Below are 13,423 nucleotides of genomic sequence, written 5' to 3'. Positions count from 1 at the left end.
AAGTCTGACTTTTACGAAGGAAGGTCTCCCTGTGTCAGCCTGTGGTGAAAGTGGGACACCCGTCGGCGACACATGAGCGCCACAGAGCGGCAACTGGGCGGTACGAGAAGGACATGGTGGACACAAGTACCCAAGACGGCGCCGGTGAGGGCATCAGCACCTTTCCCTTTCCCGTCGAACTCAGCGTCGGCGGCGTCGGCATGCAGGTGGGCCCCATGGGCACCGGCCGCACCTGGCACACCGACGCACCGCTTGACCGTGTGCATCGCATCGACTTCCACGTGGTGATGCTCTTCGACGACGGGCCCGTCCGCCACATGATCGACTTCGCCGAGCACGAGGCGAGGGCGGGCGACGTGCTGTGGATCCGCCCGGGCCAGGTCCACCGCTTCTCGAAGTCGAGCGGGTACCGCGGAACGGTCCTGACCATGCAGCCCGGTTTTCTGCCCCGCGCCACCGTCGAGTCCACGGGGCTCTACCGCTACGACCTGCCGCCGCTGCTGCGCCCGGACGAGCCCCAGCTCGCGGGCCTGCGCGCGGCACTGACGTATCTGCGGGGGGAGTACGACGACGGAGGGCCCGGCGGCACGCTGCCCCTCAGCCTGCACACGGCGGTGCTGCAACACGCCCTCACCGCGTTCCTGCTGCGGCTGGCGCATCTCGCGGCGAGCAGCGCGGAGGCGGCGCGCGGCCGGGCCGACACCACGTTCACCCTCTTCCGGGACGCCGTGGAACGGGACTTCGCCACCAACCACAGCGTCAGCGCCTACGCCGACGCCCTCGGTTACTCCCGCCGTACCCTCGTGCGCGCGGTCCGCGCCGCCACCGGCGAGACACCCAAGGGCTTCATCGACAAGCGGGTCGTCCTGGAGGCGAAGCGGCTCCTGGCGCACACGGAACTGCCGATCGGCCGGGTCGGTGCGGCGGTGGGCTTCCCCGACCCGGCGAACTTCTCCAAGTTCTTCCAACTGCACACGGGAAACACCCCGGTGGCCTTTCGTGCGGAGCTGCGCTGAGGCGACCGGGGTGATTCCCGAACGGGACTGTCGTGCCTGGGCGGCGCCGGGAGCCGCCCTGTGGGTGAAGGCCGGCCGTCCGGCGCCGCGCGGTCGTCGGTCAGTGGCCGAAGGTGAACCAGTTGACGTTCACGAAGTCCGCCGGCTGACCGCTGGTGAAGGTCAGATAGACGTCGTGGGTGCCGGTCACGGAGCTGATGTTCGCCGGGACCGTCCGCCACGACTGCCAGCCACCGGTGTTGGCCACCGCGAAGCTGCCCACGGGGGTGGCGGTACGGCTGTCCAGGCGCACCTCGACCAGCCCGCTGACCCCACCGGCCGCGCCGCTGGCGACCCGTGCGCTGAACTGCTTCGCCGCCGAGGACCCGAAGGTGACGCCCTTGTACACCGCGTAATCGCCGTTGGCGAGGGAGCCGATGTCCTGGCCGCCGCCCGTGTCGGTGGTGGTCTCGCTCACCGTGCCGGACTGGCTGTCGTACGACTCTGCCTGGATCGTGCCGTAGGCGTCCCGGCTGCCGGTCGGCGGGGGAGTCGTGGTGCCACCGCCGCCCGCGGCCTGGAGCACCTGCACGTAGTCGACCACCATCGGGTGACCCGGCTGGGTGTCGCCGTCCAGACCGCCGCCGAAGGCGTCCGGGAAACCGCCGCCCATCGCGACGTTGAGGATCACGAAGTAGCCGTGGTTCGTCGCGTTGGTCCAGGTCGTCGCGTCGACCTGACTGGCCGTGACGGTGTGGTAGTTGACGCCGTCGACGTAGAACCGGATGGCCTCGGGGCTCACCGAGCGGTCCCACTCCATGCTGTAGGTGTGGAAGCCGGACTGGCAGGTGGTGTTGGGACACGCGACGGAGTTGCCGATGCCGGTGGTCTCGTTGCACGGGCCGCCAGGGTTGGTGCCGCAGTGCATCGTGGACCAGACCTTGTTCAGGCCCTGGACGTTCTCCATGATGTCCAGCTCGCCGACGCCCGGCCAGTTCTGGTAGTTGCCGCGGTAGGGCGAGCCGAGCGCCCAGAACGCGGGCCAGTAGCCCTCGGCGGCGGTGCCGGTCACGTTCGGCATCTGGATGCGGGCCTCCACCCGCAGCTTGCCGCCGGACGGGGGCTGGAAGTCGGTGCGCGTGGTCTCGATGCGGCCCGAGGTCCAGCGGCCCGCGGAGTCGCGCAGCGGGGTGATGCGCAGGTTGCCGGCGCCGTCGAGTGAGACGTTGCCGGTGCTGTTCGTCATCGTCTCGACCTCGCCGGTGCCCCAGTTGGCGGGCCCGCCCGGGTACGAAGTGCCGGTGCTGTACTGCCAGTTCGAGGTGTTCACCCCGGTGCCCGCGGCACCGGTGAAGTCGTCGAGGAAGACCTGCGTCCAGCCGGTCGGGGGTGTCGGCGCGGAGGCGTTCGCGGGCAGGGTGACGGCCGCCGCGGCGGCGGCCGCGAGGCCGAGGGTGCTGAGCACGGCGACGAGTGCGCGTCGCCGTCTGGGTATGCCGGAGGTTGCACTCATGGGGGTGGGCCTCTCGGGTACGAAGTGATGGGCGCGGGTGCCTTCGAGAGTGCTTGAGAGCGCTCTCAAAGTGGGCCCAATGTGCTCTCCGTCCCGGAGGCCGTCAAGACTTAAAGCAAGGAAAGTCCTTTCGTGGCAGGGAAGTTCACGGCTTGAACCACGCAAACGTGTTAAAGCGCGCTGCCCGCCGTCCAGTCCGCCCAGGAGAGATTCCAGCCGTTGAGGCCGTTGGCCGCGTCGACGGTCTTCTCGCCCGAGTTCTCGACGACGACCACGTCGCCGAGCATGGAGCTCGCGTAGAACTCGTAGCCCGCGACGGAACTGTCGTTCGCGCCCTTGGCGTCGTGCAGGCCGACACAGCCGTGACTGGTGTTCTGGCTGCCGAACATCGAGGCCGAGGCCCAGTAGTTGCCGTGGATGAAGGTGCCGGAGGTGGTCAGGCGCTGGGCGTGCGGCACGTCGGAGATGTCGTACTCGTCACCGAGGCCGACCGTGGAGGACTCCATCCGGGTCTGCTTGAACCGCTCGCTGATCACCATGATCCCGGACCAGGTCGTGTGGTCGGAGTCGCCGCCGGAGACGGGGTAGGTGGCCAGGGTCGCGCCGTCCCGCTCGACCACCATCTTCTTGCTGGACAGGTCCACGGTGCTGATCTGCGACCGGCCGATGTGGAACGTGACGTCCTTCGACTGCATACCGTATACACCATTCGTTCCCTCGACGTCCTTCAAGCGCAGACCGAGGGTGATGGTCGTCCCGGACGCCCAGTACGTCTTCGGCCGGAAGTCCAGCCGGGTGTCGCTGAACCAGTGCCCGACGATCTCCACGGCCGGCTCGGCGGTGACGGTGATCGCCTTCTCCACCGCGGTTTTGTCGGACACGGCGTGCGAGAAGTTGATCGAGACCGGCATGCCCACGCCGGAGGTGGAGTTCGCCTCGGGGGTGAAGTAGCCGACGAAGGTCTCGCCCGGGGACTTCGTGGTGAAGGTGGCCGTCCGCGCGCCGGCGCCCTCCACCTGGGCGGTGACCGTGTACTTCGTCCCGGAGTACGGGTTCGCCGTGGACTTCCACGTGGTGCCGGCGGCGTCGAGGGAGCCGGCGAGCGTGGAGCCGTCGTTGCCGGTCACCTTCACGGAGGAGAGCGTGCCGTCGGTCACGGTGACCTCGACGGGGCTGGTGAAGGCCGCCTTCGTGGTGCCGTCGGCGGGGGTGACCGAGACCACCGGCTGCCTGGCGGCCGGCGAGGCCTTCGTCGACGCGGAACCCGATGACCCGGTCCCGGCCGCCGTGTTCTCCGAGGCGTCCGCCGACCCGGAACCGCACCCGGTCAGCGCGACGGCCGGGGCGGCCCCGAGCACGCCCAGGATCCCGCGCCGGGACCAGCCTTCCGGACGCTGTTCGGACCGGTTCGATATGTGCGAGACGCCCACGGCACGCCTTCCTGAGTTGTCCACCTTTGCGCGTGCATCCTGCGCCTCCTACATGGGGCGATCCTTTGAATCCCCGGGTCGTCACCTGAGATTCCTGTGAGGACGGCCTGAGGGCGCTGCCGCCCGCCGAGGTCACGGCCCCCGGACGCCGCGTCCGGGCGCCGCCCACGGACGCCGCTTCCGGACTCCGCCCCCCGGGCCCGTCCGGCAGGGCCGGTGGCGGGCGGGCGGAGGGAGAGGCTGCGAGAGCCGGTAGTCGTGGCGGATGGTTTCCGGTGCGCGGATCGCCGCCCGGCGCATGTCCGCTCCCGTTCCCCACTCCGCTCCCGCGCCGCCGTACCCGCGCCCGCTTCCCGCGCTCCGGAGCGCCCGGCACGCTGTCCCGCTCGGCCTCGCGGGCCGGCGGCCGCAGGATGCCCGGAACTCACCCGGGCCGGCCCTCCGGCTGCCAGCCCAGGGCCCGTGAGATCCCGCGTGCCGCGAGGCGTACGGCCGGTGCCAGTACCGGTACCTGCGCGTCGGCGTGCGGGACGACGACCGAGACGGCGGCCGTCACGGCGCCGCCCGGTCCGCGTACGGGGGCGGCCACCGACAGGGCGTCCTCGGTGACCTGACGGCTGCTCACCGCGACGCCGGTGCGCCGGACTTCGGCCAGTACCCGGCGCAACCGCGCCGGATCGGTGATGGTGTGGGCGGTGTAGGACGCCAACCGCCCTGCGCAGTACGTCTCTTGGAGCGCGGAGTCGCTGTGCGCCAACAGTGCGAGCCCCACGCCGGTGACGTGCAGCGGCCAGCGGGCGCCCACCCGGATGTGCACACCGACCGCCGAACGACCCGACAGCCACTCGGTGTAGACGACCTCGGACCCGTCCCGCACCGCCAACTGCACGTTCTCGTGGGTGGCTTCGTACAGATCCTCCAGGAACGGCAGTGCCACCTGCCGCAGCGCCAGGCCGCGCGGCGCCAGCGCCGCGAGCTCCCACAGGCGCAGCCCCACGTGGTACACGCCGGCCGGGTCCCGCTCCAGGGCGCCCCACTCGGTCAGGGCGCTCACCAGCCGGTGCGCGGTGGTGAGGGCGAGGCCCGCGCGGCGGCTGATGTCGGTCAGGGACAGCGCGGGGTGCGCGTGGTCGAACGCGGCGAGCACGGCCAGCAGCCGGCCGGGCGCGGAGCGGGCGGTCACGGCGAGGACGTCCTCGTCCATCGGGGGTCTCCTCACGGCATCAGCCGAGTCCGTCCTCGGCGATCCGCCGCAGCAGCAGGTGCAGCGTCTCGCGTTCCGCCGGGTTCAGGGGGTTCAGCAGTTCGTTCGTCACGCGCAGGCCCGCCTCGTCGGTGCCGCGCAGGAACGCGCGGCCGTCCTGCGTGAGGGCGACGATCCGGCTGCGGCGGTCGTCCGGTGCCGGACGGCGCTCGGCGAAGCCCAGCTTCTCCAGATCGTCGACCAGGCCGACGATCGCGCTGGGGTCATAGCCCAGCCGTGCGCTCAGCTCCCGTTGGAGGACGCCCTCGGAGGTGGCGAGGAAGCGCAGCACCGCGTAGTGGCGCAGCCGCACTCCCGACTCCTGGAGGAACGTGTTGAACAACTGACCCGAGCGCAGTCCCAGGCGGTACAGCAGGTAACCCGTGTCCGCGTGCAGCCCTCGCATCCACGGCTCGTCCGCGTCGATCGGGGCGGGGTTGCTTGCGTTGTCCTGGCGGGCGATGGCGGACTCCCTGGGCTCGGTCCCCTTCCGGGGGTGGTTCGACGTACGGATTCCAGCATGACGCACCCATAGGATGACAACAACTATTGACGACGACAATTATTGCTCTTAGCTTCGATCTCGTAGTCAGCACCCCGCGCACCCCATGTGAAGGGACACCGTCGTGCCCAGCATCGATCTGACCGGCAAGGTCGCCGTCGTCACCGGCAGCGGCCGGGGCCTCGGCCTCGCCTACGCCCATGCCCTGGCCACCCGCGGCGCGTCCGTGGTCGTCAACGACGTCGACGAGGCCGTGGCCGAGCAGGCCGTGAAGTCCCTCGTCGAGGCCGGCGGCAGGGCGGTCGCCGAGGTGGTCCCGGTCGGTACGACGGAGGCCGCCGAGAGGCTGGTGAACCGTGCCGTGGAGGAGTTCGGCCGGCTCGACGTCCTGGTCACCAACGCGGGCATCCTGCGCGACAAGGTGCTGTGGAAGATGACCGACGACGACTTCGACGCGGTGATCGCCACTCACCTGAAGGGCACCTTCACCTGCGCCCGCGCCGCGGCCGTACGGATGCGCGAGCAGGGCGAGGGCGGCACGCTGATCCTCGTCGGTTCCCCGGCCGGCCAGCGGGGCAACTTCGGTCAGACGAACTACGCGGCCGCCAAGGCGGGCATCGCCGCCTTCGCCCGCACCTGGTCCATGGAGCTGGGCCGCGCGGGCATCACCGTCAACGCGATCGTCCCGGTCGCCGCGACCGCGATGACCGAGACCATCCCCGCCTTCGCCCCCTACGTCGAGGCCTTGAAGAACGGCGAGCCGTTCCCGGACTTCCTGCGCAAGGGCGAGGGCTTCGGCACCCCCGAGGACTGCGCGGCGCTGGTGCCCTTCCTGGCCTCCGAGGCCGCCCGGGGCATCACCGGCCAGGCCATCGGCATCGGCGGCGACAAGGTGGCACTCTGGTCGCATCCGCAGGAGATCCGCGCGGCCTACGCCGACGGCGGCTGGACGCCCGAGACCCTGGCCGACGCCTTCCCCACGTCGGTCGGCGCCGAGCTCCAGACGGTCGGCATCCCGGCCCCCAAGTTCCCGGAGGCGTGATGAGCCCCTCCGCGACCCCCGCCGCGACCCCCGCCATGAACGTCGACGAACTGGTCGCGATCGACGTCCACACCCACGCCGAGGTGTCGTCCAAGGGCCACTCCTCGCTGGACGACGACCTGCACGACGCCTCGTCCGCCTACTTCAAGGTCGAGGGCAAGCGGAAGCCCACCCTGGAGGAGACGGCCCGCTACTACCGTGAGCGGAAGATGGCGGCCGTGATCTTCACGGTGGACGCCGAGTCCGCGACCGGTACGGCACCGGTCCCCAACGAGGAGGTCGCCGAGGCCGCCGCGGCCAACGCCGACGTCCTCATCCCGTTCGCCTCCATCGACCCCTTCCGGGGGAGGGCGGGGGTGAAGCAGGCCCGGCGCCTGGTCGAGGAGTACGGGGTGAAGGGCTTCAAGTTCCACCCCAGCATCCAGGGCTTCTTCCCCAACGACCGCTCGGTGGCGTACGACCTGTACGAGGTGATCGAGGAGACGGGGACCATCGCCCTGTTCCACACCGGTCAGACGGGCATCGGCGCCGGAGTCCCGGGCGGCGGCGGGATCAGGCTCAAGTACTCCAACCCGCTGCACGTGGACGACGTGGCGGCCGACTTCCCGCACCTCAAGATCATCCTGGCGCATCCGTCGTTTCCCTGGCAGGACGAGGCCCTCGCCGTCGCCACGCACAAGCCGGGCGTGCACATCGATCTGTCCGGCTGGTCGCCCAAGTACTTCCCGCCGCAGCTCGTGCAGTACGCGAACACGCTGCTGAAGGACAAGGTCCTCTTCGGCTCCGACTTCCCCGTCCTCACCCCCGACCGCTGGCTCGCCGACTTCGACAAGCTGACGATCAAGGACGAGGTGAAGCCGAAGATCCTCAAGGAGAACGCCGCCCGTCTGCTCGGGCTGACCACACCGTAAGGGGCGTGGAAGATGCGCAACGAGGGACTGGGGTCGTGGCCCGCTCGCCGGGCCAGAAAGACCCCGCACCGCACCGCGCTGGTCCACGGTGAGCAGTCGACGGACTATCGCACACTGTATACACGCACCACGCGACTGGCCCACGCCCTGCGCGCCCGGGGCGTGCGGCGTGGCGACCGCATCGCCTACCTCGGCCCGAACCACCCCTCCTACCTGGAGACCCTGTTCGCCGCCGGGACCCTCGGCGCGGTGTTCGTCCCCCTGAACACCCGCCTCGCCGGCCCCGAGATCGCCTACCAGCTCGCCGACTCCGGCGCCAAGGCCCTCCTCTACGGGCCCTCGCACGCGGGCCTGGTCGCCGGACTGCCCGGGAACACGGACGTCCGGACCTATCTGGAGGTCGGCGCGGAGTACGAGGAGGAGCTCGCCGCCGCCTCCGACGAACCGATCGACACGCCGGTCACCCCCGACGACACCTGCATCATCATGTACACCTCGGGCACGACCGGCCGCCCCAAGGGCGCCATGCTCACGCACGGCAACCTCACCTGGAACGCGGTCAACGTCCTCGTCGACACCGATCTGATCGCCGACGAACGCGCTCTGGTCTCCGCGCCGTTGTTCCACACGGCCGGCCTCAACATGCTGACCCTGCCGGTGCTCCTCAAGGGCGGCTGCTGCGTCCTGGTCGAGGCCTTCGACCCGGCGGCCACCTTCGGCCTGATCGAACAGCACCGGATCACCTTCATGTTCGGGGTGCCGACGATGTTCGAGCAGGTCGCCCGGCACCCGCGCTGGGCGGACGCGGACCTGTCCAGCCTGCGGATCCTGACCTGCGGCGGCTCCCCGGTACCGACGCCGCTGATCGCCGCCTACCAGGCACGCGGCCTCACCTTCCTCCAGGGCTACGGGATGACCGAGGCGTCCCCCGGCACGCTGTTCCTGGACGCCGAGCACTCCGTCAGCAAGGCGGGCTCGGCCGGCGTCCCGCACTTCTTCAGCGACGTACGCGTGCTGCGACCCGACCTCACCCCCGTCGAGGTCGGCGAGACCGGCGAGGTCGTCGTCCGCGGGCCGCACGTCATGCCCGGCTACTGGGGGCTGCCCGAGGAGACGGCCGCCTGCTTCGCCGACGGCTGGTTCCGCAGCGGGGACGCGGCCCGGATCGACGAAGACGGTTACGTACACATCGTCGACCGCATCAAGGACATGATCATCTCCGGTGGGGAGAACATCTACCCCGCCGAGATCGAGGACCTGCTGCTCGCCCACCCCGACATCGTGGAGTGCGCGGTCATCGGCGTGTCCGACGACAAGTGGGGCGAGGTACCGCGCGCGGTCGTCGTGCCCCGCGACGGCGCTTCGCTCGACCCGGACGAGGTGCTGGCCTCCCTGTCCGGGCGGCTCGCCAAGTACAAGGTCCCCAAATCGGTGGTGGTGGCGGACGAACTCCCGCGCACCGCCTCCGGAAAGCTCCTGAAGTCCCGGGTGCGCTCCCGGTTCGGCACCGACTCCTGAACAACTCTCCTGTGAGGAACGGCATATGAGCATCACCGTGAACGGTCTCGACGAGCTGAAGAAGCTGGCCGGGAGCGACCTGGGCACCAGCGAGTGGATCGAGGTCACCCAGGAGCGCGTCGACACCTTCGCCGACGCGACCGGCGACCACCAGTGGATCCATGTGGATCCCGAGCGGGCGGCCACCGGGCCCTTCGGAGCGCCGATCGCCCATGGGTACCTGACCCTCTCCCTGTTCATCCCGCTCTTCACCGAGCTGCTGGACGTCCAGGGCGTCACGACGAAGGTCAACTACGGGCTGAACAAGGTGCGGTTCCCCTCGCCGGTCAAGGTCGGCTCGCGGATCCGCCTGGTGGCCAAGCTGACCGAGGTCGAGGAGGTGCCCGGCGGGGTGCAGATCACCGTCGACGGGGCGGTCGAGATCGAGGGGGGCACGAAGCCCGCGGCGGTGCTGCAGAGCCTGTCGCGCTTCTATGCGTGAGAGGACCTCCGTGGCGTCGTAACGGCTGACTTCGCAGGGGCTGACGTCATGCGTGATGACGTCATGCGAGACGCCGTCGTGGGTGACGGCGTCCTGCGTGTGGACCTCGTGCGTACGGACGCATGGGGAACCGTGGGCCGGCTGTGGCCGGTCGCGCGGTTCCCCCGCGCAACTGCGAGAGCCTTCAGCCGACGACGTCCACGAAGATCGGGTTGGAGTAGAACCAGGTGTCGGCCCACGGGTCACCGTCGCCCGGCTCGTGCGGAATCGGGCCGTGCGGGTCCACGGAAGCGCCCAGGTAACCGGTTCCGTTCCGGTTGCCGTCGCTGCCGCGCAGCCGGAGGTAGCAGGACTCGTCGCCCACCGCGACCGGGACGCGCAGCGTGTAGGTCCCCTTGCGTCCGCTCACGTCCGTCGAGCGGACGACCTTCGTGTCGGGAGCCCGCCAGGTGTCGCGGTCGGACACCGCACCGCGCACCGCGCCCCGGATCACGTCCACGTGGGCCAACCGCGGCAGAATCCCTTGCGGGTTGGGGCGGGAGGCGCTGGTGACGGTGATCTCGAGGGTGAGCTTCTCACCCTTGCGGACCCGGAGCCGGCCGCCGAGCGTGACGCCCCGCCCGTGGTCGTGCTCCCGCCGCAGCCGGACCTCCAGACCGTCGAGCAGATGCCCGTGGTCCAGCCAGATCCGGCCCTCGCGCAGACCGGTCATCACCGCGCGGTAGCCGTAGCGGGTCACACCGACGTGGGTGCGGCTGAACTGCCCCGGCCAGAAGTCGCTGCCGGGCTGCGCGGTGTCGGTGTTCACCGGGTCGGGCAGTCTGCCGGTGTTGTCGAAGTTCTGGCCGGCGGGCCAGTCGCCGTTCTTCCAGGTGTCGAAGACGGTCCGGTGGTTGTCGGAGTTGGTGGTGACCGAGAACAGCCGGCCCTCGGCCAGCATCGAGTCCCACAGGCCGCCCACGGTCGCGGTGGCCCAGTCGAAGCCGCCGTAGGTGAGGTAGGCGTCCGCCGGGTAGCCCGCCCAGGACTGGGCGGACGGCTTGTTCTCGTACTCGCCGCGGATGGACGTGCTGCCGCGCCGGCCGGGGATCGCCGCGCCCTGGGCACCCGGCGCGCCCTCCATGCCGACCACGATCTCGGGCGCCGCGTCGCGCCAGTTGCGCATCTCGTGCGGGGAGTCGATGCCGAGGCGCAGCGGATGGTTGGCGAACACGAGGACGTCGTCGACATAGCCGGTCCGGCGCTGCTCGGCCAGCCATCTGACGGCCTTGACGGCGTGCGCCTCGTTGCGGGCGGTGTCGGCCGCGCCGGCGGCGCCCTCGGTGTAGCCCAGCAGCTTGCCGTCGTAGGCGAGCTCGAACCGTGTGAGCAGGTCGGTCTCGTGCGGGCCGGGGGCGGCGAACACCGTGCAGTGCTCGGCGGCCGGGATGTACCACTCCAGGCCCTGGAAGATCAGCTGGCGCGGGTTCGCGGCGCGGGCCCTGAGGATCTCCTTGTGCTCCAGCGCGGCGCCGTAGGAGGCGTGCCCGAAGTTGGAGTGCTCGTTGAACACCATCCAGTCGAGGCCGTACCGGGCGGCGGCCCGCGCCTGCTGGGAGAACGTGTACTTCGCGTCGTGGCTGTAGACGGAGTGGACGTGGTGGTCGCCCACCAGGTAGGCGAGGCGCGGGTCCTCGCCGCCGTGGCCCCCGCCGGTGGCGGCGACGGCGGGGGAGGCCGCGGCGGAGGTGGCCGCACCGCCGAGGGCGAACGCGGCGCCGAACAGGCCGGCGCGGCGCAGGAGTCCCCGCCTCGACACGCCCTGGGCGTCGAGAACGGCGGGCGGGACGGACGGATCGGCCCAGGCGGGCAGCTGCTGCTCGGTCACGGTGATCCTCGTGCAGAAGGTCAGTGGTTCATTCGGTGGTGCAGTCAGTGGTTCATGAAGGAAGTCAGTGGTTCATGAAGGAGGTGACGGGCAGTGCCCGCGAGACGATCCGGACGTCACCGAGCCGGCCGTGCAGGATCTGATCGATCTTCCCGCCGTACTCGTAGCCGCCGAGCAGCCACGGCAGCCCGACGGAGGTGACGCCCACCGAGACGGCCTTGGGGTTGCGCACCGTCGGGCAGCCCTCGACGTACAGCGTCGTGTGCCGGCCGTCGTTGACGACCGCGAGATGCCACCAGGTCTCCAGCGGGGTCTCCTGACCCCAGTTGGTGGCGATGCCCTGCTGGTTCAGCGGACGCATGGCCCACTGCGGTTCCCGGTCGTCGGACAGGGAGAGGGTGGCGAGCGGCTCGTCGGGGTCGTCGCCGGTTTTGCCCGCCGCGCCGCCCGTCCCGGTCCGGCCGACCAGTCCCGACCAGGCGTGGTGCGACGGGTCCCAGTCGGCGGGGAGACGGTAGAACGCCTCGATGGTGTAACCGTCCTTGAAAGCAGCCGAGTTGAGTGGTGCGCCGTCGACCGTGCGCAGGTAGGCGCCCCTCAGCGGGGACTTGAAGCCCTGGAACTCCAGGCAGCCGTGGCCGGGTTGGTCCGGGTGGTGGTCGGACGACCAGGTCAGGGCGCCGCCGCCCACCGTCACCAGGGTGAGGTCGTTGCCGCGCCCGGACAGGTCACGGACCGTGCCGCCGACCGCCGTACCGTCGTCGTGGCCGTCGAACCGCCAGTAAACGACCGTGTCGCGCACCAGCATCTTCGACACGGGACGGGCGGGACGCGCGGGCACCGGGTCGAAGCCCGCGAAACGCTCGGCGAAGTCGATGTCGACCGTGAACCGGTCGGCGTCGCCGCTCAGTTCGATCTCCTGCCGCTCCAGCTCGTTGAGCCCCTTCGCGGCCCGGCCGAGGATCCACGGGGAGACCGTCTCCACGTCGATGACGTTCCGGTCGAGGTCGAAGCGGTAGAGACGGATCATCGCCGCACCGCCGTAATAACGGTTCTGGTAGTTCGTCAGGTGCAGATGGACCTCATGTCCGGCCGCGTTCCTGTGCGTCGCCCGACCGGCGGGCCAGTAGTGCCCGTTGAGGGTGAGGAAGATCTGGTCGTGGTCCTCGATCAGCCGGTCCCACAGCTGCGTGCCGTACGCCGACAGGGTGTCGTCCTCGACGACCAGCTCGTGCGTGGTCAGGACGACCGGGTTCCTCGGGTGCCGGGCGAGGACGTCGGCGGCCCAGGCGTACCCCTGCTCCGACAACCGCCAGTCCAGCGCCAGCACCATCCACTCCCGGCCGCCCGCCCGGAACAGGTGGAAGGTGTTGTAGCCGTCGGGGGAGGCACCGCCGAACGTGGATCCGCCCCGGAACCGCTGCGGACCGAATGCGTCCAGGTAAGGGGTCGTGCCCCGCTGGTCGGTCGTCGACGATTTCACGTCGTGATTGCCGGCCAGCACGCTGTAGCCGACCCCGCGCCGGTCGAGCAGCCCGAACGCCTCGCTGATCGCCGTGACTTCGTCCTTCGCCCCGTTCTGGGTGAGGTCGCCGAGGTGGGACAGGAACACGAGGTTCCCGGCACCGCCTTCGTCACCGCCCTCGATCAGATAGCGCAACGACGCCTCGACCGGTGCCTTGTCGATGCTCGGGCCGTCGAAGAGGTACTGCGTATCGGGCATGACGGCGAGCGTGAAACGGCGGCTCTCACGGTCCGGGCGCCACGTGGCGGGGGCCGCCTCGGCGGTGGCCGGCAGCGCGAGTCCCGCCGTGGCGGCCGCGCCGAGCAGCGCGGTGGCGCGGAGGAAACCGCGTCTTCCGGCACCGGCCTGCGCGGCCTCGCCCGGTTCGTGGGCATGCGAAGTACACACGTGTGCTCC

Annotated in this window: 11 protein-coding genes; 5 read left to right on the top strand and 6 right to left on the bottom strand. The window is 70.4% G+C overall.

All coding sequences use genetic code 11. From position 1 onward, the window contains the following. Positions 1–113 precede the first annotated feature (113 nt). Positions 114–1,016, top strand: coding sequence for a helix-turn-helix domain-containing protein (locus tag OG440_RS06030; protein ID WP_406005791.1), 903 nt, complete (start codon positions 114–116; stop codon positions 1,014–1,016). A gap of 100 nt (positions 1,017–1,116) precedes the next feature. Here the strand turns inward: OG440_RS06030 and OG440_RS06025 are convergent, their stop codons facing one another. From OG440_RS06025 to OG440_RS06010, 4 genes are all read right to left on the bottom strand, one after another. Next, positions 1,117–2,508 (bottom strand): glycoside hydrolase family 16 protein, encoded by a 1,392-nt coding sequence (locus OG440_RS06025; RefSeq protein WP_406005790.1) that lies wholly within the window; start codon positions 2,506–2,508, stop codon positions 1,117–1,119. Between the two features lie 170 nt (positions 2,509–2,678). Next, complete coding sequence (locus OG440_RS06020; RefSeq protein ID WP_406005789.1) at positions 2,679–3,938, bottom strand: Ig-like domain-containing protein; 1,260 nt, start codon at positions 3,936–3,938, stop codon at positions 2,679–2,681. Positions 3,939–4,362: 424 nt separating this feature from the next. After that, positions 4,363–5,142 carry an IclR family transcriptional regulator gene (locus OG440_RS06015; RefSeq protein ID WP_406005788.1) on the bottom strand — a complete coding sequence of 260 codons (780 nt, stop codon included), beginning with the start codon at positions 5,140–5,142 and terminating at the stop codon, positions 4,363–4,365. 19 nt (positions 5,143–5,161) lie between these two features. Continuing rightward, the gene (locus OG440_RS06010) at positions 5,162–5,587 is read right to left on the bottom strand and encodes a MarR family winged helix-turn-helix transcriptional regulator (RefSeq protein WP_406011264.1); all 426 of its coding nucleotides are present in this window, start codon (positions 5,585–5,587) and stop codon (positions 5,162–5,164) included. A gap of 220 nt (positions 5,588–5,807) precedes the next feature. Between OG440_RS06010 and OG440_RS06005 the strand changes: the two genes are divergently transcribed. Genes OG440_RS06005 through OG440_RS05990 form a run of 4 tightly spaced genes read left to right on the top strand, consistent with a single transcriptional unit; the run spans position 5,808 to position 9,635 of the window. Further along, a complete protein-coding gene (locus tag OG440_RS06005) occupies positions 5,808–6,725 on the top strand; it encodes an SDR family NAD(P)-dependent oxidoreductase (protein ID WP_406005787.1) in 918 nt (305 codons plus the stop codon). A gap of 35 nt (positions 6,726–6,760) precedes the next feature. After that, the gene (locus OG440_RS06000) at positions 6,761–7,636 is read left to right on the top strand and encodes an amidohydrolase family protein (protein WP_327187805.1); all 876 of its coding nucleotides are present in this window, start codon (positions 6,761–6,763) and stop codon (positions 7,634–7,636) included. A gap of 12 nt (positions 7,637–7,648) precedes the next feature. Continuing rightward, positions 7,649–9,154 (top strand): acyl-CoA synthetase, encoded by a 1,506-nt coding sequence (locus OG440_RS05995; RefSeq protein ID WP_406005786.1) that lies wholly within the window; start codon positions 7,649–7,651, stop codon positions 9,152–9,154. 25 nt (positions 9,155–9,179) lie between these two features. Next, entirely contained in the window at positions 9,180–9,635 is a 456-nt protein-coding gene (locus tag OG440_RS05990; protein ID WP_406005785.1) for a MaoC family dehydratase, read from the top strand. A 184-nt stretch (positions 9,636–9,819) separates the two neighbouring features. On the opposite strand, the gene OG440_RS05985 is transcribed toward OG440_RS05990, so the two are convergent. After that, positions 9,820–11,502 (bottom strand): histidinol-phosphatase, encoded by a 1,683-nt coding sequence (locus OG440_RS05985; protein ID WP_406005784.1) that lies wholly within the window; start codon positions 11,500–11,502, stop codon positions 9,820–9,822. 64 nt (positions 11,503–11,566) lie between these two features. Continuing rightward, positions 11,567–13,414, bottom strand: a complete 1,848-nt coding sequence (locus OG440_RS05980) for a LamG-like jellyroll fold domain-containing protein (RefSeq protein ID WP_406005783.1) — start codon at positions 13,412–13,414, stop codon at positions 11,567–11,569. Positions 13,415–13,423 lie beyond the last annotated feature (9 nt).

The organism is Streptomyces sp. NBC_00637 (genome assembly GCF_045161545.1).
Lineage (GTDB): Bacteria > Actinomycetota > Actinomycetes > Streptomycetales > Streptomycetaceae > Streptomyces.
This window is presented reverse-complemented; position numbering and strand designations above follow the sequence as displayed.

Bases quoted from the DNA above. Each gene is read 5' to 3' on its own strand.
- OG440_RS05990 (WP_406005785.1), top strand. From the start codon at position 9,180: ATGAGCATCACCGTGAACGGTCTCGACGAGCTGAAGAAGCTGGCCGGG.
- OG440_RS06025 (WP_406005790.1), bottom strand. From the start codon at position 2,508: ATGAGTGCAACCTCCGGCATACCCAGACGGCGACGCGCACTCGTCGCC.
- OG440_RS06010 (WP_406011264.1), bottom strand. From the start codon at position 5,587: ATGCGAGGGCTGCACGCGGACACGGGTTACCTGCTGTACCGCCTGGGA.
- OG440_RS06030 (WP_406005791.1), top strand. From the start codon at position 114: ATGGTGGACACAAGTACCCAAGACGGCGCCGGTGAGGGCATCAGCACC.
- OG440_RS06015 (WP_406005788.1), bottom strand. From the start codon at position 5,142: ATGGACGAGGACGTCCTCGCCGTGACCGCCCGCTCCGCGCCCGGCCGG.
- OG440_RS05995 (WP_406005786.1), top strand. From the start codon at position 7,649: ATGCGCAACGAGGGACTGGGGTCGTGGCCCGCTCGCCGGGCCAGAAAG.
- OG440_RS06000 (WP_327187805.1), top strand. From the start codon at position 6,761: ATGAACGTCGACGAACTGGTCGCGATCGACGTCCACACCCACGCCGAG.